The organism is Dolomitihabitans soli, from assembly GCF_022213955.1.
Classification (GTDB): domain Bacteria; phylum Actinomycetota; class Actinomycetes; order Streptosporangiales; family Streptosporangiaceae; genus Streptosporangium_A; species Streptosporangium_A soli.
Window position 1 is genome coordinate 502,606 of sequence record NZ_JAKNTW010000001.1, and the last position, 24,888, is coordinate 527,493.

The following is a 24,888-nucleotide window of genomic DNA, read 5'->3' on the forward strand; positions in this document are numbered from 1 at the left end:
CGGGGCGGATCAGACGTGGGTGCCGCGGACCTCGACGATCTCGGCCAGCGGGAACTCCAGGTAGTCGCCGGCCTCCTCGCACCAGGCGTCGAGGTGGCCGCCGCGCAGCTCGCCGTGGCTGATGGTCGCGGTGAGCCCGTCGGTGAGGGTGACGGCCGCGCGGACGCCGCGATCGACGACGAAGCCGAGCAGCGACTGCTGGGCGGTGGGCAGCCGGGTGGCCATCCGCCCGATGATCGCCCAGGTGCGGCCACCCTGGCGGTTGTGCGTGTCACGGGTGGCGAGCAGCCGCTGGGCGTGCTCGCGGGGATCGGGCGGCGGCTCGGCCAGCGGGTACGGCGAGGGCTCCAGCTCGGCGACCCGGCCGCCGGGGAGCAGGATGAGCCGGCCGCCCTGCGGTTCCTCGATCTTCGCCCGGCGGATGGTGATCTCGCCGGTGTCCTCGATCGGCACCGGGGCGTAGCCGTTCTCGCGGAGCGCGGCCAAGGTCTTGTCGGCGGGGGCGGCGCTGGCCAGCACGGTCGGGGCGAGCAGCCGCAGGCCGAGGCGGCCCAGGCGGCGATGGACGGCGATCTCGGCGAGCAGGGCCGGGTCGGACGCCTGGACGATGCACGCCACGGTGCTGACCGTGACCTCGCCATGCCGCCTGGCCACGTCGTGGACGAGGTAACTGAGCGGCTGGGGGACCGTGCCGACCTTGGCGAGGTCGTCGAGCAGCTCGTCAGGGGTGTGCCCGGCGTCCAGCGCCCGCCGTACGCTCGACTGGCTGAAACGCCAGACCGAGGCGGAGGCCGCGCCGCGTGACTCGCGGTCGGCGGCGCGGTCGAGCAGTTCGGCCAGCTCGGTGGACGGCGGCCCGGTCACCACGGCGGTCAGGTCGGCGCCGAACAGCGCGCTGCGCCGCACGCTCGCCAGGGCCCGGGTGGAGCACTCGACCAGCACGGGGTCATGCTCGACGGCGGGCGCCGTGTCGTCGTTCTCGTGGCCCGCGACGTGGTCGAGGGCGGCCAGGGCCCGCCCCAGGTCGGTGATCGCGTTGTGCGCGATGAGCCCGAGCAGCACCGCCTCCTCAAGCGCCGCGGGCGTGACCTCGGCGAGCAGTTCCCGGTCGAGCAGCGGCGCGTGCCAGTGCACGTGCCCGACGAGCCCGTCGCGGTCGGCGTAGGCCGTCGCGTCGGGCAGGTGCGCCAGCACCCCGAGCACCGACCTGCGGATCCGCGCGATGGACGGCCCCGCGGGGTCGTCGCCGAGCACGGTGATGTACTTCCCGTCGACGCGGCGCAGCGACGATCGCTCCATCCGCCACCAGGCGGCTAGCAGCACCCTGAGCCTGGCCGCGCCGTCGTCGAGCCGCCAGTGGTCGAACCGGTCGGTGGGCACCAGGCCGCCGGCCGGCTCGTCCCAGGCCAGCAGCCTGGCCACGGCGCAGATCTCCAGCAGCAGCCGGGTCTCGTCCTCGTCGCAGCCGGTCTCCTTGGCCACCCTGCGCACCTCGCGCACGCCGACCCCGCCGCTCTTGAGCAGGGGCAACGGGTTCTTGGCGGTGTTCTCCAGCAGCGCGGCGCAGCGCTCCACGACGTGCGGCGCGGCCAGCGCCATCAGATGGTCGACCTCTTCGGGATCGACGGGCAGCGTGGCCAGCTCGGGCGGGCCGGCGGTGAGCGGCGGATGATAGCCGGGACCTCGTACGGCCAGCGCGACCTCGCGGGGCATCTCCGCCACGTTCCAGCTCGGCCGGAACAGCAGCCCGTGGTCGGCGGCCCATTTCTCCGGGGAACCGGGGGAGACGAACCGGTCGCCGTCGACGTCGCGGACGGGGCCGTCCCAGGCGAACTGCTCCAGCAGCGGCCGGGCGCCCTCGGGGGCGTCGCCGAGCAGCTCGGTCACGGCGGCGGGGTCGGTGAGGATCTCGGTGGCGCGGCTGATGACACGCCGTTTGGGGCCGTGCGGCGGCAGGCCGAGATTGCGGCCGAGGGCGCGTAACGCGTCGGAGCTGACGGTCCAGGAGTTGAGGTAGTGCGCGAGCGGCTCGCCGAGGCCGCAGGGCGCCGCCCACCAGCGGGACACCGAGGCCGCGAGGTGGATGACGCCCTCGTCGTCGGGCCAGGCGAGCGCGTGGTCGAACAGCCTGTCGAGCCAGGGGACGACCTCGTCCTCGCCCACGCCGAGCAACCGGGCCAGCGAGCCGGCCCTGGCGTCGTCGCCCAGCACCAGGCACGCCTGCGCGATCTCCAGGCAGGGCAGCGGCAGGGTGCGGAGGGCGTCCATCACCGCGAAGCCGTTGCCGAGTCGTTGCGCCAGGGTGTCCAGGCGCCGGGGCCAGGGAGCGGCGATCGCGTCCGGCCGGTTGGCCAGGATGCGGGCGAGGCGATCTTCGTCGAGGATTCTCAACCAGCCGAGCAGGTGATCGTCCATCTCTCAGCTCTCTCAGGGGGTCTCGCGCGGTACTCACCGTGAGCCATAGGCAACCACGGTAATGCAGATCACATCCCCGGCGGGATGAGCGGAGCACAATAGAACACGTCGCATGGGCGCGACTTCGGCATTTTCCAGGCGGACCGGTATGAGCACGGCGTCCCCGCTGACCGGTTCAGCCGGCCGTCCGCGAGAGCCCTCCCGGGACCGGTCGTCAAATGGTCCGTGAAGATCAGGGCGGGCGAAAGGAAAGGCAGGAGCCGGTCGGCTCGGGGACGCCACGCGGGTGGGGAGGGGCGTCCCCGAGCCGTCCGGGGGGCGGCGCCGACACGAGGGGAAGGACGGCGCCTGGGAAATGGCTTATCGAGTTATGGCTGTGGCGCCAGAACCGCCCACACGATCTTTCCGTAGGGCGCGAGGGGGGCCCAGCCCCAGCGCGCGCTGAGCGATTCGACGATGTGCAGCCCGAGTCCGCCCGGCTCCATCGGCCCGGGGTAGCGCAGCACGGGGCCCGTCGAGCCCGGGTCGGTGATCGCGCACGTCACCAGCCGCCCCCTGCGGACCAGGGCGAGCCGGATCGGCTCCAGCGCGCGGGTGGCCGCCAGTCGAAGGCCGTGGCGCAGCGCGTTCGTGGACAGCTCGGAGACGATCAGCTCCATGTTCTCGCCCAGCTCTCCCATTCCCCACCGGTCGAGGGTGCCGATGGCGAGGCTGCGCGAGGTGTGGACGGACTCCGCGCGAGGCGGCAGTACGAACGTGGCACTCGCCGTCAGGCCGGGAACGGCTTCCTCTGGACCGGCGGGAGGGCCGGTCAGAAGATCACGCGCCGAGTCGGGCCACCAGCCAACAGGTGGCCACCAGTCGATCGTCGTCAATGAGCCCCGTACGGGACCGATTTGAGCGGACTGCACAGGATCATGATGGTGCAAACTACCTTGCAGGTGCAAGGGCGGATGCACGTGCAGAAGCACATGACAACCGGTAGCGTTGCCTATGATCCGGCAAATCGGCAGCAAAGGGGATCTCAATCGCAGGCCATGATCTTTCGGCCGCGAAGTGACAGACTGTGAAACAAGGAAACGACCAAGGAGCAGCCACGTGTCGATGGATCCACCCGGAACCGGCTCCACTGTGCGGCGCATCATGCTCGGCGCAAGCCTGCGCCGTTTGCGTGAGGACAAAGGACTCAGCCGGGAGTCGGCGGGATTTCACATCCGCGCCTCCGAGTCCAAGATCAGTCGCATGGAGCTCGGCCGAGTCGGGTTCAAGACCCGTGACGTCGAAGACCTGCTCACCCTCTACGGCGTGCTCGACGACGCCGAACGGCGCGGCCTGCTGGAGATGGTCCGCGAGGCCAACACCCCGGGTTGGTGGCACAAGTACGGCGATGTCCTGCCGAACTGGTTCACCACCTTCATCGGTCTGGAAGAGGCGGCGAACGTGATCCGCACCTACGAGGTGCAGTTCGTTCCCGGCCTCCTGCAGACGGCGGCCTACGCGCGCACCGTGATCCAGCTCGGCTATCCCGACGAGCCGCCGGAGAAGATCGAGAGTCGTTTGCACCTGCGCATGCAGCGCCAGGAGCGCCTCACCAAGAAGGACGGCCTGCGCCTGTGGGCCGTCATCGACGAGGCGGCGCTGAAGCGACCCATCGGTGGACCGACGATCATGCGTGAGCAGCTTCACCACCTGCAGGAGGTGGCCACCCTGCCCAACATCACCATCCAGGTGATGCCGTTCAGATTCGGCATGCACGCCGCTGAAGGGGGCGCCTTCAGCATCCTGCGGTTTCCCGAGTCCGACCTGTCGGACGTCGTATACGTCGAGCAGCTCTGGGGTGCCCTCTACCTGGACAAGCGTGAGGATATCGATCCCTACCTCACGGCGATGGAACAACTGTGCGTGGAGAGCACCACGCCCGGGGGCACCGCCGAGATCCTCGGCGACCTTCTCAGAGAGACATAGATGAAGCACACCTACAACGGCATGCCCGCCCATGACCTGGTCGACGTCAGCTGGCGGAAGAGCCGGCGGAGCAACTCGACCGGCAACTGCGTCGAGCTCGCCGAGCTCCCCGACGGGAGCGTCGCCGTCCGCAACTCGCGTTTCCCCGAGGGTCCCGCGCTGATCTACACCCGCGATGAGATGCGAGCGCTGGTCCTCGGGGTGAAAGACGGTGACTTTGACACACTGCTCGTGTAACGCCGTTTTAACATCCGGCGCGCCCGCTTAACCGGGGTGCGCCGGGTGCGTAACGGGGTGGTGTTGTCGGTCCGGCAGATTCAGGCCCAGTAACCGTCGGTTTCTTGGGGGCTTGACATGCTCGACCAGATGACCCTGTTCCCGGTGGCGGACGATGTGCTGTTCGCGCCGGGTGGCCGTGTCGTGATCAGAACGTACGGCGTGGCCTCCGTCGGGGAGGAGCCGCGGGCTGTCTCCTATCGGACCTGGGTCACGGGGCTGAGGGAGCAGCCGCGCTACTGGCGCTGGGGACATTTCGAGGACGCCCGCCACGGTCACCGCAAGGTGCTGGAATGGCTGACCGGGCGGGGGCCGCAGCCCGGCGTCATCGCGGCCTGAGCCTTTCCCGCGACCTCCTTCTCGACTAGTGTTGCCAAGCAACCGCTTGTTCGAGGAGGATGTCCCGTGCGGCGAGGCGTCTATCTGATCGAAGAGGTCGACTTCCGGCCGATGAACTCCCGCAAGCCACAGGAGTACCTCACCTGGCTCACGGGATACAAGAAGGAGGACGAGACGCTGGAGAACCCCTCGTTCACCGAAGGGCTCTCCATCCGATCCAGGGAGATCGACCTGGTCGGCGCCTTCTACGCGGTCGGCATCACCGGGCACCCCCAGTTCAGGGCCGTCACCCTCTGGGACTGCCACGGCGGCTGGGACGGCGGCTGGCGGCAGATGATGAACATCTACGACGGCGTCGACGGGCGGCTGTTCCTCTCCGACATCGACGACCTGCGCTTCTCCGCCTTCTCCCGCCCGCTCGGCGCCGTCCACGGCAGCCCCGCCCTGGCCGACATCTGCGCCGAGGGCTACGCCGCCCCCTTCTACCTCTTCGAGAGCGCGACCGTACGGCCCGGCGCCGCCCTCGACTACCTCGCGGCCGTCCGCGAGGAACGCGCCGCGATCCTGGCGGACCACGGCCACCGCGCGATCGGCCTCTACGAGGTGCTGTTCTGCGACACCGAGGTCGTCACGATCTGGGGCGTCTCCCTCGACGACCACCTCGCCCTGCAACGCGCCGCCGACGCCGCCCTCGGACTCGACGACGAGGTGGAACCGGACGACCGCCTCCTCGCCTGGCGCGAACGGGCCCGCGACTATCTCGCGGGGCCCTGGCGGGAGACCCTGCTCGCCCCCTTCCCCGGTTGCCGGCTGGCCCCGGCTAGCTGATCAGTGCGGTCGCCGGCGGGGCCGTGGGGGCCGGCTCGTCCTCGGGCAACGGGGTCGGCGCGGCGGTCACCTGGGGCGGCGGGGGCAGGGTGCCTGCGTCCGCGAGACCGGTGTCCTCCAGCAGGTCCATGTGCGTGTTGACGAACTTGGCGGCGCGCTCGGCGAAGTCGCGGACCAGGGTGTTCCTGGTGCTGGCCCGGATCTCGAAGATCACCGGGAAGATCTTGCCGTGGGCCATCCGCAGCCGCTTGACGGCGATCGCTCCGTAGGTCTCCGCGGGCTCGGTGGAGATCTCGTCGATCCACTGCTGCTGCTGCTCGCTCGGCTGATCGGGGAGCGGGATGCGGAGCTTGGCGGCGACGCCCCGCACGTCGGCGTCCAGGGAGCCGTGCTGGCCCGCGATGTGGCCGAAGTTCTCCTTCGTCCGCGCCTGGGTGGCGCGCTCCGAGACCTGGTGCCCGACCGGGATCTCCCACAGGCCGGCCAGCCGTACCTTGACCAGGAAGTCGCGGTCCGCCGCGCTCAGCGGGCCCCATCGGGTCTCGACGAGGTCCGGGCCGGACTCCGGCGGCGGCGGGGCCGCCAGGGAGCCGTCGGGGACGGGGAGCGAGGTGGCGGGGGGCGCGGTGGGCGCGGGGCTGCCGGCGGGGACGGGGAGCGGGGCGGAGGGGACCTGGGGCGGCGGCGGCAGGGTGGCGGCGTTCGCGAGGCCGGTGCCCTCCAGCAGGTCCATGTGCGCGTTGACGAACTGGGCGGTGCGCTCGGCGAAGTCGCGCATCATGGTGTTCCTGGTGCTCGCCCGGATCTGCGCGATGACGGGGAAGATCTTGCCGTGCGCCATCCTGAGCCGCAGCACGGCGGTCCGGTCGAAGGCGGCCCCCTTCTTGCCCGCGATCTCCGCCATCCATTCCTGCTGCTGCTCGTTCGGTTCGTCGGGGAGCGGGATGCGGAGCTTGGCGGCGACGCTGCGCGCGTCGGTGTCCAGGGTGCCGTGCTGGCCGGCGATGTGCCGGAAGTTGTCCCTGGTCCTGGCGCTCGCGCCACGCTTGGCCACCTGGCGGCCGACCGGGATCTCCCACAGGCCGGCCAGCCGTACCTTGGTCACGAAGTCGCGGTCGGCCGGGCTGAGCGGGCCCCACGCGGTCGGGGTGTAGCCCTCGGGCAGGGGCTCCTCGACCCGGGTGGTCGGCGCGACGAACGGCTGCGGGTCGGTGGCCACCGGATCCGCGATGCCGCACGCTCCGGTCAGGGCGGTCGCCACGATCGCCACGGCGACCACTCGCATGCGTCCTCGTTGCACGGCTGTCTCCTCCTCGGTGGTTCACCGGGAGGTACGCAGCGGCGCGGGTCCTGGTTCGCCGCTCAGCGGCCGGGCACGGGGGAGTTCCAGTGCAGGATCACCGGATTGGCGTGTTCGAAGCCGAGGGCGCTGTAGGTGCCGGTGTCGAGGCGGAGCAGGCGGCCGTCCGTCGGGGGCAGGCCGAGCCAGCGGGCGGCGAGGACGCGGAGGAAGTGGCCGTGGGCGACGAGCGCGACCGTGCCGTCGCAGGCGCGGGCCCTGGCGATGACCTTGTCCGCGCGTTCGCCGACGTCCGCGGCCGACTCGCCCGGGTGGTCGGCGTCGCCGGGGATGACGCCGTCGCGCCAGAGGTACCAGCCGGGGCGGTTGACGCGGATCTGCCGGGTGGTGACGCCCTCGTAGCCGCCGTAATCCCATTCCCACAGGTCGGCGTCGGTGTCGTACTCGGTGAACCCGGCCAGTTCCGCCGTCCGGGCGGCCCGCTGGGCGGGGCTGACCAGGACCGTGCCGAACCGGCGGTCGCCGACCAGCGGCGCGAGCGCCCTGGCCTGTCCCTCGCCCCGCGCGGTCAGCGGGATGTCGGTCAGGCCGGTGTGACGGCCGTCCCGGCTCCACTCGGTCTCGCCGTGCCGAAGCAACATCATGTCGTCCATCACCCACCATCATCCCCGACCGCCGGCGCCGAGCGGCGGCACGGGGTGCGTCCGAACGGGCGGGACGGGTCAGACCCCGCTGAGGGACTGTGCGACGGGGGTGAAGGCGCGCAGGTCACGCTCGTTGTGGAGGACGTAGTAGGAGAGGTCGTGGGTGTCGCGCCAGTGGCGGAGCTTGGCGGTGATGTCGTCGGTCGTGCCGAGCAGCACCTGGGGGGTGTCCTCCTGGCGGGAGTCGTCGGCGGCGCTCCACGAGGCGCGTTCCCTGCGCTCGCCGACCTGCTGGACGCTGGTGCCCAGTTCGATCCGGTCGTAGCGGGCTCCGGCGGCCGTCCGGACGGTCTCGATCTTCGCCAGGAACGCCGCGAGGCCGCCGTCGCTTCCGTCGGGGCCGGTGCCGTCGGCCCGGACCCGCATGCCGAGATTGATCACGTCGGCCTCGCGCGCGGCGAGCCCGAGCATGCGCGGGCCGCCGCCGCCGAGCAGCAGCCGGGGATGCGGGCGGCCGACCGGCCGCGGGTGCTGGTCCAGCTCGGTCACCTGGTAGTGCTCGCCGCGGAAGGTGAAGGGCCCACCGGCCCACAGCCCCTTGAGTACGGTGATCGCCTCCGCCAGCCGGGCGACCCTGGGCCCCGGCGGATCGAACGGCAGGCCGGCGGCGGCGTAGTCGGCGGCCATCCACCCGGTGCCCAGTCCCAACTCCAGCCGCCCGTCGGACAGCAGGTCGATCGTCGCCGCCTCCTTGGCCAGCAGCGCCGGATGCCGGTAGTCGTTGGCGAAGACCAGCGTGCCGACCTTGAGCCGGGTGGTCGCGCACGCGGCGGCCGTCATCGCGGCGATCGGCCCGAACCTGGGCCCGACCAGATGATCGGGCACCAGCAGCACGTCGAATCCCGAATCCTCCAGCCGCCTGGCCCGCTCCGCCCACGCCCGGCCCGACTCGGCCAGCCGTACCACCGCGGCGAACCTGAAGGGACGTCTCACCTGATACCTCCCAAGCGCTTGGTCAACACGATGGCAGCCGCCGCCGGAAAACACCAGTGGACCAAGCGCTTGTTCGAGTGGCACACTCGGCTCATGGCCGACAGCATCCGGGTCCGCGACGTGACGGACGACGAGGCCGCCTTCTTCACCGAACACGGCTGGGCGCATCTGCCGCGGCTGGTCGACCCGGCCCACGTGACCCTGCTCGAAGACAGGGCGAAGGAGCACCTGGCCGAGCGCACGCGAAGCCGCAGGACCCTGGTGGACCAGGCGTTCGGCCAGTCGCGTGACATCGCGGACGGCGACCCGCTGTTCCACGCGCTCGCGCACAGCCCCGCGCTGGGCCGCGGCGCGACCCGGCTGCTGCGCGGCGTGACCGGGGTCCGGATCCAGGTGACGAACCTGCTGATCAAGGAGCCGGGAGGCGGCCACGGGGCGACCGAGTTCCACCAGGACTTCCCGTGGATGCCGATGGACCGCTCGGCCATGCTGACGGTCTGGCTCGCGCTCGGCGACGTGCCCGCCGACATGGGATCGCTGCGGTTCTACACCGGCTCGCACCGGCAGGGGATTCTCGGCCGCTCCTTCACCAGGGCGGGCGACGACCAGCTCAGCCAGCACCCGTGGCTCGGGGACCTGGAGGTGTCGCCGCCGCTCGACCTCGCCGCGGGCGACGCGACCGTGCACCACGCGCTGACCGTGCACGGTGCGCCCGCCAACCGCCGGGACGCCGCGCGGCTGTCGTTCACGGCCACCTACTTCGACGCCGACGCCCTCTACACCGGCACGCCGTACGGCCAGACCGACGGGCTGGGGCTGGTCGTGAACCGGCCCTTCGACCATCCGAGGTTCCCCGTGGTGCCGCATGCCTGAGACGGTCGCCGGCCGGGTGCGGGACCTCGGCGCCACACTGATGCACGAGCACGTCTTCGGGCTCAGCCCGGAGATCCTCTGGAACTGGCCCGACGTCCCCGAAGGGTGGGACCTCGAACGGCGGGCCGGGGAGGCCGCCGCCCGGCTGGAGAGTCTGAAGGACCACGGCATCGACACGATCGTCGATCTGACGGTCGTCGGACTGGGCCGCTTCGTGCCCGCCGTGCAGCGGGTGGCCGAGCTGACCAGGGTGAACATCGTGGCCGCCACCGGGCTCTACACCTACGACGCGCTGCCGCCGTACTTCGGCAACCGGGGGCCGGGCAGCCTGTTCGGCGGGCCCGACCGGCTCGCGGAGTTCTTCGTCAGGGACATCGCCGAGGGGATCGGGCGAACCGGGGTGAAGGCCGCGATCCTCAAGTGCGCCTCCGACCACCTGGGCATGACGGCGGGCTGCGAGCGGGTCTTCCGCGCGGTCGCCGAAGCCCACCTGGAGACCGGCGCGCCGATCTCCACGCACTCGCACAGCGCCTCCAGGGGCGGCCTGGCGCAACAGGAACTCCTCGCCTCCCTGGGCGTCGACCTCACCAGCGTGATCATCGGCCACGCGGGCGACTCGACGGACCTCGGCTATCTCCAGGACCTCCTCCGCAACGGCTCCTACCTGGGGATGGACCGTTTCGGCATCGAGACCATCAGCTCCTTCGAGTCACGCGTCGCCACCGTGGCCGCCCTCGCCGAGCGCGGCCACGCCGGACGGATGGTGCTCGGCCACGACTCCTACTGCTTCAACGACCGCTTCGACCCCGACGTCGTACGGCGCCGCCACCCGAACTACCACCTGCTGCACATCTCCCGTGACGTCCTGCCCGAGCTGCGCAGACGCGGCGTCACCGAGGAACAGATCCACCAGATGCTCGTCGGGAACCCGCGCACGATCTTCGCAGGGAGCGCCAAGTGACCACAGACTTCGACGTCGGCGCGAGCTGGCACGTCGCCGCGCCGTACGACTTCCTGCGCACGCTGCGGCGGGAGCGGCCGGTCTTCCACAGCGAGCACCTCGGCGCCTACGTGCTGACCAGATACGAGGACGTCCGGGCCGCCTACGGGGATCCGGCCAGGTTCTCCTCGCAGGGATCGCTGACGATCTCGCGGAGCCTGGCGGCGGAGACCACGCGGGTGCTCGGCGAGCACGGGTCGTTCCTGTCGAGCTTCATGGCGAACGTGGACCCGCCCGTGCACACGCGGCTGCGGCGCTCGGTCTCGCGCGCGTTCACGCCGCGCGCGGTGATCGCCCTGGAGCGGCGCTTCCGCGCGCTCAACGAGGAGGTGCTGGACCGGGTGCTGCCCGATGGGCGGGCGGACCTGGTGGCGGAGATCGCCCACCTGCCCTCGGTGCGGCTGTCGGCCGGGTTCATCGGCCTGCCCGAGAGCGACGAGGGGTTCGTCAAGGACCATGTGAAGAACTGGTTCCAGCTCTTCCTGTCGCCCCAGCCGGAGGAGCGGCAACTGGAGCTGGCCCATAGTTTCCTGGAATATCTGGCATACGTTGACGACCTGGTCGCCTCGCGCCGGGCCGACCCCCGTGACGACTTCACCTCCCTGATGGCCGGGCACATCGGCGGCGAACTGTCCCACCGCGAGGTCGTCGAGCTGATCTCCACGATTCTGCTCGGCGGCAACGACACCGTCCCCAACCAACTGGGCAACAGCGTCCTGCGGCTGCTGCGCGAGGACGGCTGGCCGGTCCCGCCCGGCAGAATCCAGAACGCGGTGGAGGAGTGCATGCGGATCGACGGCGCCAGCCTCGGCTCCTTCCGCTACGCCACCACCGACATCGAACTGCACGGCGTGACCATCCCCGCCGGGGCGCTGTGCCTGCTGGCTACCGACTCGGCGGCGCACGACGAGACGGTCTTCCCCGACCCCGAACGGTTCGACATCGACCGGCCGAACGCCGACGCCCACCTCACCCTCGGTTACGGCGTGCACTTCTGCGTCGGCGCCGCGCTCGGCCGCCTCCAGCTCCGCACCGCCCTCGACGTGCTCGGCAGCCGCCTGCCGGGGCTGCGCCTCGCCCCCGGGCGGCCGGTGGAGTACCGCCGGTCGATCGTCGGACGCGGCCTGACCGCCCTGCACGTGGAGTGGTAACTCTAGGGTCGTGACAGGACGCGACCTGAAGGAGAACGCCATGGAACCGGTGTCGGTGGGACTTGTGGGGGCGGGACCATGGGCGTCCCAGGTGCACGCGCCCGTGCTCGCGGCGGGGCCCCACACGCGGCTGGCCGGGGTGTGGGCGAGGCGGCCCGAAGCCGCGGCCGGTTTCGGGGTGCCCGTTCACGAACGGCTGGAGGACCTGTTCGACACCTGTGAGGCCGTCGCCTTCGCCGTGCCGCCCGCCGTACAGGCCGAGCTGGCGGTGCGGGCCGCGCGGGCGGGCAAGCACCTGCTGCTGGAGAAGCCGCTGGCCGCCGACCTGGCGGGGGCGCGGGCGGTCGTCGACGCGGTCCGCGACGCGGGGGTGCTCACCCAGATGGTGTTCTCGTGGCGGTACGCCGACGGGGTGCGTGACTTCCTCGACCTGGCGGGCACCCTGAAACCGTTCGGCGGGCACGCCGCCTACGTCTCCAACTCGCTGCGGCCGGAGTCGCCCTTCGCCACGCCGTGGCGGCTCGACCGGGGCGCCATCCTCGACGTGGGCCCGCACATGATCGACCTGGTCGACGCCGCGCTCGGCAAGGTCGTCGGGGTCGTGGCCCGCGGCAACGTGCTCGGCTGGGCCGGTCTGCTGCTCGAACACGACAGCGGCGCGCTGAGCGAGATGTCGCTGTGCCTGAGCGCCCCGGTGACCGGCCACGCCGGGGTCACCGTGTACGGCGAGCACGGCGTCGCCGCCGTCGACCGGTCCGCCCTCAGCGACGACGCGGTCTTCTCCCGGATGGCCCAGGAGTTCGCCCAGACCGTACGGCTGGGCCGCGCCCATCCGTTGGACGCGGCCCACGGCCTGCGGATCCAGGAGACGATCCACGACGCGGAGACGCAGCTCACGAAGGGAGGCTAGGCTCCCGCTCCGCACTACCGCGCCGGCTCGCGGCCCCGCCTCGCCCGGGTACGCCGCGGCGGCGGATGGATTACGGGTCACCCCTTGGGGCGGTCCTGCCATGAGGACATTGATAGCGTTTGCCCGACGCGCAGCGTGCAGCGAAGTCCGGTGAGAATCCGGCGCTGTCCCGCAACTGTCAGACCCCGCGCTGTAAAAGGGGTCGTAGCCAGGTCGCCTGCATGCCGCGCCGACGTCATAGCCCTCGTGGAAAAGGGTGATCCGTCCGTTCTTATACGGGTCTCTCGGTTCCCGGCAACCTGAAAGGACTCTCGTGAGGCCCGTAAAGTCGGCCCTCGCGGGTGCCTTGCTGGGTGTGCTGGTGCTGGCCGGATGCGGCCAGTCGACCACCACAGACAGCGCGGCCACCGCGTCGGCGTCCCCCACGCCCCCCAACGCCACGTCCTCCGCCTTCCCCGTCACGGTCGAGGCGGGCAACGGGCCCGTCGCCATCGCCGGGCGGCCCCAGCGCATCATCTCGCTCTCGCCGACGGCGACCGAGACCCTGTTCGCGATCGGCGCGGGCCCGCAGGTCGTCGCGGTGGACGACCAGTCGACCTACCCCGCCGACGCCCCCAAGTCGGCGCTGTCCGGGTTCAAGCCCAACGCCGAGGCGATCATCGCGGAGAAGCCCGACCTGGTGGTCCTCGCCAACGACATCGGCGGCATCGTGGCCGAACTCGGCAAGGTCAAGGTGCCCGTGCTGCTCGAACCCGCGGCCACCAAGCTGGAGGAGAGCTACGACCAGATCACCGACCTCGGCGCCGCGACCGGCAACGCCGCGGGCGCCTCGACGGTGGTCGCCGGCATGAAGGAGAAGATCGAAAAGCTCGCCGCCGCCGCGCCGAAGGACAAGAAGCTCACCTACTACCACGAGCTGGACACGACCCCCTACGGGGCGACCTCCGCCACGTTCATCGGCCAGATCTACGGGCTGTTCGGCCTGACCAACATCGCGGACGAGGCCCCGGACGCGGCGGGCGGCTACCCCAAGCTGTCGGCCGAGTTCGTCGCCAAGGCCGACCCCGACCTGATCTTCCTCGCCGACACCAAGTGCTGCGGCCAGTCGAGGGACACGCTGGCCAAGCGCCCCGGCTGGGGAAAGCTCTCGGCGGTGAAGAACGACCAGGTGATCGGCCTCGACGACGACATCGCCTCGCGGTGGGGACCCAGGATCGCCGATCTCGCCGAGACCGTCGGGGCCGCGATCGACAAGGCCGCGGCCGGCCGTTGACCTCCCGCACCTCCCCGGAGCGCCGATGATCACGCGCTCGTCCCCGCCGCGCCCCGCCGTCACCGGCGGCGGGGCGCGGCTCCGGCCGTTGTGGGTGGCGGGCGCGCTGGTCCTGCTGGCCGGGTGCATGGTCGCCGGGCTGCTGGCCGGGGCGGCCGAGATCTCCCCATGGGCGGTCGTGCTCCAGCTCTACGACTGGCTTCCCCTCGTGTCGGCCGACAGCGGGCTGGCCCCGGTGGAACAGGGCCTGCTCCAGGAACTCCGGTTGCCGCGGGTCCTGCTCGCGGCCGTCGTCGGCGGGCTACTCGCCCTCGCGGGCGCCGGCTACCAGGGCGTGTTCCGCAACCCGCTCGCCGATCCCTACCTGCTCGGCGCGGCCGCGGGCGCCGGGCTCACCGTCACCATGGCGATCGTGTTCGTCGGCGGTGACGCGGGCTCGGCCGCCGTGCCCGCCGCGGCCTTCGCCGGGGCGATCGGCGGCGTCTTCCTCGCCTACGCCCTGGGCCACACGGCCCGCCGCAGCGGTGACGGAACCGCGACGCTGGTGCTCGCCGGGGTCGCGGTCACCTCGTTCCTCACCGCGATCCAGACGTTCGTGCAGCAGCTCAAGGTGGAGGAGCTGCAGCGGATCTACTCCTGGATCCTCGGCGACGTCGGCGGCGGATGGGACGACCTCTCGCTCATCGCGCCGTACGCCCTGCTCGCGGCCACCACCATGCTGCTGCACGGGAGGATGCTCGACGTGCTGTCGGTCGGCGACGACGAGGCGGTCAGCCTGGGCGTGCGGGCCGGCAGGGTACGGATCGTCGTGCTGCTGGCCGCCTCCCTGGCCACCGCCGCGGCGGTCGCGGTCAGCGGGCTCATCGCGTTCGTCGGCATCGTGGTGCCGCACGTGGTGCGCAGGCTGGCGGGCGGGTCCTACCGGATCGTGCTGCCGCTCTCGCTGGTCGGCGGGGCGGCCTTCCTGGTGCTCGCCGACCTGGTGGCGCGGACCGTACTGGCCCCCGCCGAACTGCCGATCGGCGTCGTCACGGCCTTCGTCGGCGCGCCGTTCTTCGTGTTCGTGCTCCGCGTGACCAGGCGGGTGGAGACTTGAGCGCGCTGTCCGCCAAGGGCCTCTCGGTCGCGCTCGACGAGCGCGAGGTGCTGTCGGACGTCGGCCTGGAGGTCGGCGCGGGCGGCTGGCTGAGCGTGATCGGGCCGAACGGGGCGGGCAAGTCGACGCTGCTGCGCGCCCTGGCCGGGCTGCTCGGCTCGCGGGGCGAGATCCTCGTGGACGGCGTCCCCGCGGCGCGGCTCAAACCGCGCGAACGGGCCCGCCTGATGGCCTACGCCCCGCAGACACCGGCGCTGCCGCCCGACATGACCGTGTTCGACTACGCCCTGCTCGGTCGCACGCCGTACATCTCCTATCTCGGCAGGGAGGGCAGGACCGACCGCGACGTCACCGCGGGGGTGCTGGAACGGCTCGACCTCGGCGCGTTCGGCGCGCGACGGCTCGGGCACCTGTCGGGCGGCGAGCGGCAGCGCGTGGTTCTCGCCCGCGCGCTCACCCAGCAGGCGCGGGTGCTGCTGCTCGACGAGCCGACCACCGCCCTCGACCTCGGCCACCAGCAGCAGGTCCTGGAGCTGGTCGACCGGCTGCGGCTCGCCGACCGGCTCACGGTGATCTCCACGCTGCACGACCTCAACCTCGCCGGGCAGTACGCGGATGCCATGATGCTGCTCGCCGGGGGACACGCCGTGGCCTCGGGCAGTCCCGTCCAGGTGCTCACCGAGGAGTTGATCGGCACCCATTTCGGGGCGAGTGTCAAGGTTCAGGCCGGTCCCGACGGCAGGCCGCAGGTCCAACTGGTGAGAGGAGAACGATGAGGCCGGCGCTGAGCCATCGGGTGGAGGACGGCGTGCGGCTGGGGTCGCTGCTGTGGGAGTTCGAGCCGGGCTGGCGGATGATCTCCTCAGCGATGCTCGGCGGCGGCATCGGGCCCCGCCGGTGGGTGCTCAACGCCCAGGTCGCCGGCGGCTACTCGCGGATGGACCCGGTCGCGCACCTGACCGAACTGGGCCCGTCGGGCCCGTCGGGCCACACGCGCGCGTCGGCGGACACCGGCCCGGACGCGCCGGCGGTCGCGGGAGCCGGCACCCCGGCGGGCACTGGGCTGGGCACCGGGCTGGGCACAGCATCGGACACGGCGGCGGACACGGCGTTGGACACGGTGGCGGGTGTGTGGGCGGGTGCGGGAGTCGGCATGATGACGGCGGCCCAGGTCGACCGTTACGTCATGGCGGACGACGGCGGGGTGCGGGTGACCGCCACGGTGGGCCTCCGGGTGCCCACCTGGGCCGCGGCCCCCGAGGGCGGCGTCGATCCCGAACTGGCTCCCGAACGCCTCGCCACCGCCCCTGGAACGATCAACATCATGGTCGCCGTGCCGGTGGCGATGACGGATGCCGCACTGGTCAACGCCGTGATGACGGTGACCGAGGCGAAGTCCCAGGCACTCATCGAGGCGGGGTTCCCGTGCACGGGCACCGCCTCGGACGCGGTCTGCGTCGCGGTGCACGGCCACGGCCCGGCGGAACTGTTCGGCGGCCCGCGCTCCACCTGGGGCGCCCGCGTCGCGCGCGCCGTCCACCAGGCCGTACGGCGGGGCGCGGACGACTGGCTGGCGTACGCCGCGAGCCGCGGTTACGACCCCCACCACCTCCGCCCCTGAGCGCGGCCCTGGAGACCGTCGGATTGCTGCCCTGAGCGCGGTCCTGGTGGCCGTTCGGGGATCCCGACCTCCGCCCGAGGCGGCGTGGACCGTCGGTGGCGTGCCGCCCTGATCGGGGTCCCGGTGGTCGTTCGGTCTGGCGCGGCCACCCTTCGTTGTCGGGGGCGGCCCTGGTGGCCGTTCAGTTCGGCGTGGCCCGGTGGGTCGTCACCCCGTAGTCGGCCGCCGCTCCCGCCGGGGTGATCTTCCCGGCGTCGAGGTCGTCGAGTACCGCCTCGTGGGCACGCGTCCCCGGCGGGCCGATGCCGCCGCCGCCCGTAGTCTCCACGACGAACGCCTCCCCGGCGGCGAACCGCACGTTGTTCACCTTGGAGTCGAGACGTTCGAGGGAGCCGTCGAGACGACGCCTGAAGAAGCCGCCGAGCCGGCCCGGCAGCCCGCCCGCGCGTCCGGGAGGCGGGTTGCGCAACCGGTCGCCGCGGGTCGTCACGTGCGCCCCGGCCAGGAAGCGGATCACCGTGCGCGACCCGAGCCCGCCCCGGTGGCGGCCGGGCCCGCCGGAGTCGGGGATCAGCTCCACCGACTCCACGACCAGCGGGCACCGGCTCTCGACCGGCTCCACCTGGGGCACCGAGTTCCGCCCGATCCCGAAGTGCACCCCGGTCGCGTCCGGCCCGTCCTTGCCCTGGCGGGCGCCGACCCCGCCGAAGTCGTAGGACAGATGGATCCAGTACGGCGCGTCACAGGCGGCGATGCTGAACGGCTGGAGGATTCCGCTGGCCGCGATGGCCCGGCCGGGCACGGCGTCCGACAACGCCTGGAAGATCGCCTCCATCGCCGCGTAGATGGGGACGAACCTGCCACCACAGGGGTACGGCGAGCGTGCGTCGAGCAGCGAGCCCGGCGGCAGCCGTACGTCGATCGGCCGGAGGCAGCCGTCGTTCATCGGGATCGTCGGATCCAGGAAGCAGCGGACCGCGAAGACCGCCGCCGCCAGCGCCTGCGAGGCCGAGGAGTTGATCGCGGCGGGGACCTGCGGGCCGGTCCCCGCGAAGTCGAGGGTGACCGCCGTGCCGTCGACGGTCACCGCGACCCGGACGGTGTGGGAGACGCCGAGGTCGAGGCCGTCGTCGTCGATCAGGTACGAGGCGGTGTGCCGGCCGTCGGGGAGATCGGCCAGCGACGCCCTGGTCCTGGCCTCGGTGTAGTCGAGGTAGTCGTCGATGCCCCGGGCGAGGCCGGCCGGGCCGTACTCCGTGACGAGGGCGGCGAGGCGGGTCGCGGCGACCGCGGTGCCCGCGATCAGGGCGCGGACGTCGCCCATGACCTTGTCGGGGGTGCGGCTGTTGGCGCGCAGGATCGCCTCGACGGCGGGCTCGACCCCCCGTTCGGTGGCCAGCCGTACCGGGGGGAGCTGGAGGCCCTCCAGGAAGATGTCGGTGGCGAGGGGGGCCATCCCGCCGGCGGACAGGCCGCCCAGGTCAGAGACGTGGATCATGGTGGCGGTGAAGTAGCGTGGCTCGCCCTCGACGAACACCGGGCGGTAGACGAGCAGGTCGTTGGTGTGCACGCCGCCCCGGTAGGCGTCGTTGAGCACGAAGACGTCGCCCGGTCGCATGGTCGGGGCCGGGAGGTCCTTCAGGAGTTCCGGCAGGGCCACCTTGAGGGCCATGCTGTTCATCAGCGTGGTGGCCATCGACTGCGCGATCAGCCGGGCATCGGCGTCCAGGATCGCGGCCGAGGCGTCGGAGCCCTCCACCACGAAGGTCGAGTACGCCGAGCGGACCACCACGATGCTCGCCTCCTCGGCGGCCACCACCAAGGCGTTTCTCAGCACCTCGGCGGTCAGCGCGTCGCTCATCCGCCCGCCCTCCGCATGACCACCGCGCCGTCGCCGGAGCGGGTCGCGTGCCAGCCGGGCGGGACCACGATCGTGGACTCCGGGTCCTCGACGACGGCCGGTCCCTCGACGGGGACGGCCAGGTCGCTCCTGGTGAGCACCGGAACCTCCGTGTATCCGCCCAGTTCGGGGAAGTAGGCGGGCCGGCTGGCGGGTCCGGCCGTCGGTGCGGGCGGGTCGGCGCGGAAGACGGCGGCGGCGCGGTCGCCCGGGTGGTGGGTCACGCGGACGCGGTAGCCGACGGTCTCGATGGGGCCGCGCTGGGCGATGCCGTAGACCTCGCGGTAGCGGGCGTGGAAGTGTTCGGCGAGGTCGGCGGGCGAGCCGGTCCAGGGAACCGTGAGGTCGTGGGCCTGGCCGGTGAACCGGACGTCGGCCGTCCGGGTGACGGTCACCGAGGGGGCGCCGGGGGAGACGCCGAGGTCGGCCGCGGCCGCCTCGGTGAGCGCGGCGAAGACGGCTTCGGGGTCGGGCGCGTCGAGCATGCTCCGCACCCGGTCCGTGGACAGGGCGCCGGTGAGGAGGCCGGCGGCGGAGGCGACACCGCAGAAGGCCGGCACGACGACCGTGCCGATGCCGAAGCGGGCCGCGATCCTGGCCGCGTGCATCGGTCCCGCGCCGCCGAAGGCCACCAGGACGAAGCCGCGCGGGTCGATGCCGCGCTGGACGGTGACGACCTGGACGGCCGAGCCCATGGCCGCGTTGACGATCTCGTGTACGGCATGCGCCGCCTCGGCCGTCGAGACCCCGAGCGGCCCGGCCAGATGCCGCTCGACCGCTTTGGTCGCGAGCTCGGTGGAGAGCGCCTGGGGCGGGTCCGGGCGTTCCGGGCGGACCCCCTCGTGCGGCACCTGGTGCCCTGGGAAGCGCAGGTCCCCCTCGTGCGGCACCCGGTGGTCTGGGAAGCGCAGGTCCGGGTGCCTGGGGGAAGGCGGGTCCAGGTGTTCGCCGGAGGGGAGCGCTTCGGGGGCTTCGGCGGGGGTTTCGGGGGTTCTCGGGGAGCAGAGGGCGGTGAAGGAGGTGGGGGAGAGGTAGCCGAGGAGGAGGTCGGCGTCGGTCACGGTCGGGGCCTCGCCGCCGAGGTCGTAGCAGGCGGGGCCGGGGGCGGAGCCCGCGGAGCGGGGGCCGACCCGCAGGGCCCCCGCGGCGTCGAGCCAGGCGATGCTGCCGCCGCCGGCGCCGACCTCGGCGAGGTCGATGGCGGGCATCTTGATCGGCACACCGGTGCCGGCCCGGCGCCCGCCGAAGCTGCCCTTGCCGCCGACGTGGAACTCGTGGGTGATCTCGGGCCGCCCGCCGCGGATCACGCAGGTCTTGGCCGTGGTGCCGCCCATGTCGAAGGAGATCACGTCGGGATACCCGGCGGCGGCGGCCGCGAGCACCCCGGCGGCCGGGCCGGACTCGATGGTGGCGACCGCGCGGCGGGAGGCGAGCCGGGCCGACATCACACCGCCGGCCGAATCCATCACGTGCACCGGAGCGCGGACGCCGATCGCGAGCAGCCGTTCCTGGAGCCGGTCCAGGTAACGGGACATGACCGGGCCGATGTAGGCGGACATGATGGTGGTGGTCGCCCGCTCGTACTCGCGCAGCTCCGGCCAGATCTCGAAGGACGCCACCACGCCGGGGAGCGTCTCCCGAAGGATCTCCGCGACCCGCCGCTCGTGGGCGGGGTTGGCGTAGGAGTGCAGCAGGCAGACGGCCACGGCCGTGATGCCCCGCCGTACGATCTCGGCCGCGACCGTGCGTACGGCGGGCTCGTCGAGGGGCAGCAGGACCTCGCCGCGGGCGTCGACCCGTTCGGGGACCTCGAAGCAGTCCTGTGGCGCGACGGGCGGAGGGGGAGGGTCGAAGCGCAGGTCGTAGCGGTCCTCCTCGACCCTGGCGTACCTGCCGAGGGGGATGGCGGACCGGAAGCCCGCCGTGGTCACGTAGGCGACGCGTTCGCCGCCGCGCGTCAGGACGGCGTTGGTGGCCAGCGTCGTGGCGTGCACGACCCGGGTGACGTGCCCGGGGGAGGCGTCCGCGCGGGCGAGCGCGGTGCCGATGCCGCGCAGGATCCCGTCGGCCGGATCGTCGTGGGTGCTCAGGCACTTGGCGACGGTGATCCGCCCGTCGCCCGCGCTCACCACGACATCCGTGAAGGTGCCGCCGACGTCGACCCCCACCGCGTACTCCACGTGCGGCAGCGTATGTGCCGAGCAAGCGCTTGTCCACACTACGAGATGGCTCCGCCCTCCGCTTCAGAGAAGGGCGCGAAGATTAACTTTTGGCCGATCGGGGTGTTATGTGTATATTTTCCGGTATATGGCGTCATGTAAGGGAGATTTTGTGTCATCCTTCCCGCGAGTATTGTTCGACGAGGCCCACAGCGAGTCCTGGACCATCCGGCGTGAGATCGCCGAGACGATGAACCCCGGGCATCCCGACGACAACAGCTACGCGCGGGCCGCCGGCGTGCTGCGAGAGCTCGGCCACACGGTGGGCGCGCACACCGAGGGACCGATCACCCCGGCCCTGCTCGCCGGGCACGACGTCTTCGTGATCGCGCACCCCGCCGCGGACCGCTGGGAGCGGACCACCGGGCTGGGCAGCCCCGTGCTGCCGGTGGAGGAGCTCGACACGATCGAGTCCTACGTGGCGGCCGGCGGCGGCCTGGTCGTCCTCGCCGAGTGCGAGCAGGAGAAGTACGGCAGCAACCTGACCGAGTTGCTGGCCAGGTTCGGAGTGGGCGTCGAGCACACCACGGTGCAGGATCCGCGCAACGCGCACAACGGCGTGGCCGCCTGGGTGATGGGCGTGCCGGGGGAGAGCGGCATCCTCGCCAGGACGCCCCGAGCCTGCTTCTACCGGTCGGGAACCCTGACCGCGCCCGAGGACGCCACCGTCCTCTTCACGACCTCGGCGACCGCCGACCCGGCCGGCGCTCCGCTGGCGCTGGCGTTGCGGCACGGCCGGGGCCGGGTGGTGGTCTTCGCCGACTCCGACCTCTTCGGCGACGACTCGATCGACGACCACGACCACGCCGGGCTGCTGGCCGCCACGGTGACCTGGGCGGCCAGGCTCCCCGAGCACACAGGCGCGCGGCGCGACCCCGACCCCGGCTTCGCCGCGCTCAAGGCGACCGTCGAGGAGCTGCGCCCGCTCCAGGCCAAGGACGGGTCGGTGGAGACCGGCAACGAACGCGCCGCCGAGCTGGTCAGGACCATCGCCGGCCAGGTCGCCGGGCTGGCCCCGCGCTTCCCGCACGACCGCGCCTACCTCGACGCCGTCGTCGCCGACCTCGGCAGGTGGGCCGACGAAGGACTCGGCGTGCCCGACTTCCTCGACTCGCTGAACGCCTTCCACCCCGACGCGCAGCGCGTGGACGGCCTGGAACACCTGGTCGTCTTCCCGATGTACACCCAGAACGGCAACCCGGGGCGCACCCTCGAAGCCGTCTGGATCCGCACGGTCTGGCCCGGCTGGCTGGCCGAGCTGGAACGTTCCGGCTACGACAACCCGATGTTCGTGCCGATCGCCTTCGAGGACTTCACCGCCGGCTACGACACCAACTCCGCGGTGCTGTTCCCCGAGACGGTCGCGGTCCGCTCGGCCCCGGAACGCTTCACCTGGGGCGGCATCTTCTGCGACCGCGAGGCGGCCCGGTTCCGCCAGGTCGGCAGGGCCGCCGCCGACACGCTCAAACTGGCCCTGCCGCCGGACGCCGAGCGCCTGCTGGCCTGCCAGGAGCTGGCCCAGGACACCTTCGTGCTGTGGGACCTGGTGCACGATCGCACGCACAGCCACGGCGACCTGCCGTTCGACCCGTTCATGATCAAGCAGCGCATGCCGTACTGGCTGTACTCCCTGGAGGAGCTGCGTTGTGACCTGACCGCGTTCGGGGAGGCGGTCAAGCTGGAGGCGCGGGGTGTGCCGCAGGCCCGCTACGTGCAGCTCGCCATACTGTTCGACCGGCTGTTCAGGTTCCCGATCACCGGTCAGCGGGTGCGCAACTACGACGGGCTCGGCGGGCAGCTGCTCTTCGCCTACCTGCACCGCAACGACATCGTCAGGTGGACCGACAACCGGCTCACCATCGACTGGGCGCGGGTCGCCGGCGGCATCGCCGATCTGCGCGGTGAGGTGGAGAAGCTGTACCGGGACGGGATCGACCGGTCCAAACTGGCCCACTGGCTCGCTGCCTACGCTCTTGTGTCGAACTACGTGGAACCGCACCCGGCCTCGGTGTGGAATCGCGGGGTGGACGCACTGCCCGTCGAAGGGTTCCCCAAGGAGGTCGTGGACGCCGTGCTCCCCGACGAGTTCCCGCTCAGCATGTTCTACGAGGCGCTGCGCCGTAAGCTCGGTGACGTCGTCGAAGCCACGAAGGGGATCCGCGGATGAGCAGCTCGGCCAGCGGTAAGGTCATCGTCGTCACGGGGTCCGGCGGCCCGGCGGGGCAGGCGGTCGTGCGCCGTCTCGCCGCCTCCGGGGCCACCGTGGTCGCCGTCGACGCCCGGCCACAGGCCGACACCCCCGGCGTCGAGAACGTCGTGGCCGACCTGCTCCAGCCCCACGTCGTCGGCGACCTGGCCCGCGAGGTCGCCGCCCGACACGGCAGGGTCGACGGCGTCATCCATCTGGTGGGCGGCTGGCGCGGTTCCAAGACCTTCGCCGACACCTCGCTGGAAGACTGGGAGCTGCTGCACGACCTGTTGATCCGCACCCTGCAACACGTCTCACTCGCCTTCGAGCCGCTGCTGGCCGAGAGCGCCGACGGCCGGTTCGCGATCGTGTCCGCGACCGCCGCGCAGTCGCCCACCCAGGGCAACGCGGCGTACGGCGCGGCCAAGGCCGCCGCCGAGGCGTGGACCCTCGCGCTGGCCGACTCGCTGGCCGGCACCGGCTCGGCCGCGACGATCCTGGTGGTCAAGGCCCTGGTGCACGACGGCATGCGGGCCGAGCGGCCGGAGGCCGCGTTCGCCGGGTTCACCGACGTGAATACCCTGGCAGAGGCGGTCGCACGACTGTGGGACGCGCCCGCCGCAGACGTCAACGGCCGACGATTGGACCTCACCAAGTGACTCAGGCGCGACGCCGCCACGACCCGGCGGCGAAGGGATTCGCCAGCGACAACTACGCGGGGGTGCATCCGGAGATCCTCCAGGCGATCGTGCTCGCCAACGAGGGACACCAGATCGCCTACGGCGACGACGTCTACACCGAGGCGTTGCAGGAGGTCTTCCGCGCCCACCTCGGCCCCGCCGCCCAGGTGTGGCCGGTCTTCAACGGGACCGCCGCCAACGTGGTGGGCCTGCGCGCGATGTGCGCGTCGTGGGAGGCGGTCATCTGCGCGGAGAGCGCGCACATCCACACCGACGAGGGCGGCGCGCCCGAGGTGACGGGCGGGCTCAAGCTCCTCACCGTGCCCGCTCCCGGCGGCAAACTGACCCCCGAGCTGATCGACAGGCAGGCATGGGGATTCGGCGACCCGCACCGGGCGCAGCCGAAGGTCGTCTCGATCTCCAACGCCACCGAGCTCGGCACCGTCTATACGCCGCAGGAGATCAAGGCCGTCTGCGACCACGCCCACCAGCTGGGCCTGTTGGTCCACCTCGACGGCGCGCGCGTCACCAACGCGGCGGCGGCCCTCGACGTGCCGCTGCGGGCGCTGACCACCGACGCGGGCGTGGACGTGCTCTCCTTCGGCGGCACCAAGGCCGGACTGCTGTACGGCGAGGCCGTGGTCGTGCTCAACCCCGAGGCGGCGCGCGGCGTGGAGTACATCCGCAAGACCGCCATGCAGCTCTCCTCCAAGATGCGGTTCGTCTCCGCGCAGTTCGAGGCGCTGCTCGCCGGCGACCTGTGGCTGCGCAACGCCAGGCGGGCCAACGCGATGGCCGCGCGGCTGGCGGCGGCCGTGCGCGACATCCCCGGTGTGGAGGTGCCACGCCCGGTGGAGGCCAACGCGGTCTTCGCCGTACTGCCGAAGGACGTCACGGTCCGGCTGCAGAAGCGCTTCCGTTTCTACACCTGGGACGAGTCGACCGGCGAGGTCCGCTGGATGTGCGCCTTCGACACCACCGAGGCCGACGTCGACGCCTTCGCCGCGGCCATCGCGGAGGAGATGCGCTAGCCGCCGCGCCGATCGGCGGCCCGCGTCAGGCCCCGCCCAGGAGGGCGGGCCTGCCGTCGGCGTGATGGCCTACTGGGTGAGGCCACCACGCCGACGGACGCCGGAGCCTGCTCCGACGAGCCCGTCGAGCTCGAACCGCCGCCACTCAGGAGCACCAGCAGGAGGAGTGCGGGCAACAGCACGCCG

Annotated in this window: 22 protein-coding genes; 15 read left to right on the plus strand and 7 right to left on the minus strand. The window is 72.1% G+C overall.

Annotation, left to right across the window (positions count from 1 at the left end; translation table 11 throughout):
• Positions 1–9 precede the first annotated feature (9 nt).
• Both MBA17_RS02305 and MBA17_RS02310 read right to left on the minus strand, forming a co-directional pair.
• Positions 10–2,415 carry a helicase-associated domain-containing protein gene (locus tag MBA17_RS02305; protein WP_238494520.1) on the minus strand — a complete coding sequence of 802 codons (2,406 nt, stop codon included), beginning with the start codon at positions 2,413–2,415 and terminating at the stop codon, positions 10–12.
• Between the two features lie 368 nt (positions 2,416–2,783).
• Positions 2,784–3,326 carry an ATP-binding protein gene (locus tag MBA17_RS02310; protein ID WP_238494521.1) on the minus strand — a complete coding sequence of 181 codons (543 nt, stop codon included), beginning with the start codon at positions 3,324–3,326 and terminating at the stop codon, positions 2,784–2,786.
• A gap of 193 nt (positions 3,327–3,519) precedes the next feature.
• Here MBA17_RS02310 and MBA17_RS02315 point away from each other — a divergent pair, with 193 nt between their 5' ends.
• The 4 genes from MBA17_RS02315 (at position 3,520) to MBA17_RS02330 (ending at position 5,823) form a co-directional block, all read left to right on the plus strand.
• Positions 3,520–4,380 carry a helix-turn-helix domain-containing protein gene (locus MBA17_RS02315; protein ID WP_455432692.1) on the plus strand — a complete coding sequence of 287 codons (861 nt, stop codon included), beginning with the start codon at positions 3,520–3,522 and terminating at the stop codon, positions 4,378–4,380.
• Entirely contained in the window at positions 4,381–4,617 is a 237-nt protein-coding gene (locus MBA17_RS02320; protein WP_238494522.1) for a DUF397 domain-containing protein, read from the plus strand.
• Positions 4,618–4,746: 129 nt separating this feature from the next.
• Positions 4,747–4,995 (plus strand): hypothetical protein, encoded by a 249-nt coding sequence (locus MBA17_RS02325; RefSeq protein ID WP_238494523.1) that lies wholly within the window; start codon positions 4,747–4,749, stop codon positions 4,993–4,995.
• Positions 4,996–5,061: 66 nt separating this feature from the next.
• Entirely contained in the window at positions 5,062–5,823 is a 762-nt protein-coding gene (locus tag MBA17_RS02330) for a hypothetical protein (RefSeq protein WP_238494524.1), read from the plus strand.
• Here the strand turns inward: MBA17_RS02330 and MBA17_RS49130 are convergent.
• From MBA17_RS49130 to MBA17_RS02350, 3 genes are all read right to left on the minus strand, one after another.
• Positions 5,816–7,108, minus strand: coding sequence for a DUF4142 domain-containing protein (locus MBA17_RS49130; RefSeq protein WP_274384779.1), 1,293 nt, complete (start codon positions 7,106–7,108; stop codon positions 5,816–5,818). The genes MBA17_RS02330 and MBA17_RS49130 overlap by 8 nt on opposite strands.
• A 77-nt stretch (positions 7,109–7,185) precedes the next feature.
• Entirely contained in the window at positions 7,186–7,776 is a 591-nt protein-coding gene (locus MBA17_RS02345; RefSeq protein WP_238494525.1) for a histidine phosphatase family protein, read from the minus strand.
• A gap of 69 nt (positions 7,777–7,845) precedes the next feature.
• Complete coding sequence (locus tag MBA17_RS02350) at positions 7,846–8,760, minus strand: TIGR03621 family F420-dependent LLM class oxidoreductase (protein WP_238494526.1); 915 nt, start codon at positions 8,758–8,760, stop codon at positions 7,846–7,848.
• Positions 8,761–8,853: 93 nt separating this feature from the next.
• Here MBA17_RS02350 and MBA17_RS02355 point away from each other — a divergent pair, with 93 nt between their 5' ends.
• The 8 genes from MBA17_RS02355 to MBA17_RS02390 all read left to right on the plus strand — a co-directional run bounded on the left by MBA17_RS02355 (position 8,854) and on the right by MBA17_RS02390 (position 16,684).
• Positions 8,854–9,633: a phytanoyl-CoA dioxygenase family protein gene (locus MBA17_RS02355; protein ID WP_238494527.1), complete on the plus strand. Its 780-nt coding sequence runs from the start codon at positions 8,854–8,856 to the stop codon at positions 9,631–9,633.
• A complete protein-coding gene (locus tag MBA17_RS02360) occupies positions 9,626–10,594 on the plus strand; it encodes a phosphotriesterase family protein (protein WP_238494528.1) in 969 nt (322 codons plus the stop codon). Before MBA17_RS02355 ends, MBA17_RS02360 begins: the two co-directional genes overlap by 8 nt.
• The gene (locus MBA17_RS50190; RefSeq protein ID WP_238494529.1) at positions 10,591–11,784 is read left to right on the plus strand and encodes a cytochrome P450; all 1,194 of its coding nucleotides are present in this window, start codon (positions 10,591–10,593) and stop codon (positions 11,782–11,784) included. Before MBA17_RS02360 ends, MBA17_RS50190 begins: the two co-directional genes overlap by 4 nt.
• A 10-nt stretch (positions 11,785–11,794) precedes the next feature.
• Positions 11,795–12,694: a Gfo/Idh/MocA family protein gene (locus MBA17_RS02370; protein WP_238494530.1), complete on the plus strand. Its 900-nt coding sequence runs from the start codon at positions 11,795–11,797 to the stop codon at positions 12,692–12,694.
• Between the two features lie 313 nt (positions 12,695–13,007).
• Positions 13,008–13,967 (plus strand): ABC transporter substrate-binding protein, encoded by a 960-nt coding sequence (locus MBA17_RS02375; protein ID WP_238494531.1) that lies wholly within the window; start codon positions 13,008–13,010, stop codon positions 13,965–13,967.
• 25 nt (positions 13,968–13,992) lie between these two features.
• Positions 13,993–15,063 (plus strand): FecCD family ABC transporter permease, encoded by a 1,071-nt coding sequence (locus MBA17_RS02380; RefSeq protein ID WP_238494532.1) that lies wholly within the window; start codon positions 13,993–13,995, stop codon positions 15,061–15,063.
• A complete protein-coding gene (locus tag MBA17_RS02385) occupies positions 15,060–15,839 on the plus strand; it encodes an ABC transporter ATP-binding protein (RefSeq protein ID WP_238494533.1) in 780 nt (259 codons plus the stop codon). Before MBA17_RS02380 ends, MBA17_RS02385 begins: the two co-directional genes overlap by 4 nt.
• Positions 15,836–16,684 carry an adenosylcobinamide amidohydrolase gene (locus MBA17_RS02390; RefSeq protein WP_238494534.1) on the plus strand — a complete coding sequence of 283 codons (849 nt, stop codon included), beginning with the start codon at positions 15,836–15,838 and terminating at the stop codon, positions 16,682–16,684. The genes MBA17_RS02385 and MBA17_RS02390 overlap by 4 nt, the downstream gene beginning before the upstream one ends.
• A 181-nt stretch (positions 16,685–16,865) precedes the next feature.
• Here the strand turns inward: MBA17_RS02390 and MBA17_RS02395 are convergent, their stop codons facing one another.
• Entirely contained in the window at positions 16,866–18,545 is a 1,680-nt protein-coding gene (locus tag MBA17_RS02395; protein WP_238494535.1) for a hydantoinase B/oxoprolinase family protein, read from the minus strand.
• On the minus strand, positions 18,542–20,764 hold the full coding sequence (locus MBA17_RS02400) for a hydantoinase/oxoprolinase family protein (protein WP_238494536.1): 2,223 nt from the start codon (positions 20,762–20,764) through the stop codon (positions 18,542–18,544). Before MBA17_RS02400 ends, MBA17_RS02395 begins: the two co-directional genes overlap by 4 nt.
• Before the next feature lie 151 nt (positions 20,765–20,915).
• Here MBA17_RS02400 and MBA17_RS02405 point away from each other — a divergent pair, with 151 nt between their 5' ends.
• Genes MBA17_RS02405 through MBA17_RS02415 form a run of 3 tightly spaced genes read left to right on the plus strand, consistent with a single transcriptional unit; the run spans position 20,916 to position 24,702 of the window.
• The gene (locus MBA17_RS02405; protein WP_238494537.1) at positions 20,916–22,970 is read left to right on the plus strand and encodes a DUF6421 family protein; all 2,055 of its coding nucleotides are present in this window, start codon (positions 20,916–20,918) and stop codon (positions 22,968–22,970) included.
• Positions 22,967–23,650: an SDR family NAD(P)-dependent oxidoreductase gene (locus tag MBA17_RS02410; protein WP_238494538.1), complete on the plus strand. Its 684-nt coding sequence runs from the start codon at positions 22,967–22,969 to the stop codon at positions 23,648–23,650. Before MBA17_RS02405 ends, MBA17_RS02410 begins: the two co-directional genes overlap by 4 nt.
• Positions 23,647–24,702 carry a threonine aldolase family protein gene (locus MBA17_RS02415; RefSeq protein ID WP_238494539.1) on the plus strand — a complete coding sequence of 352 codons (1,056 nt, stop codon included), beginning with the start codon at positions 23,647–23,649 and terminating at the stop codon, positions 24,700–24,702. Before MBA17_RS02410 ends, MBA17_RS02415 begins: the two co-directional genes overlap by 4 nt.
• The last annotated feature ends 186 nt before the right edge of the window (positions 24,703–24,888 follow it).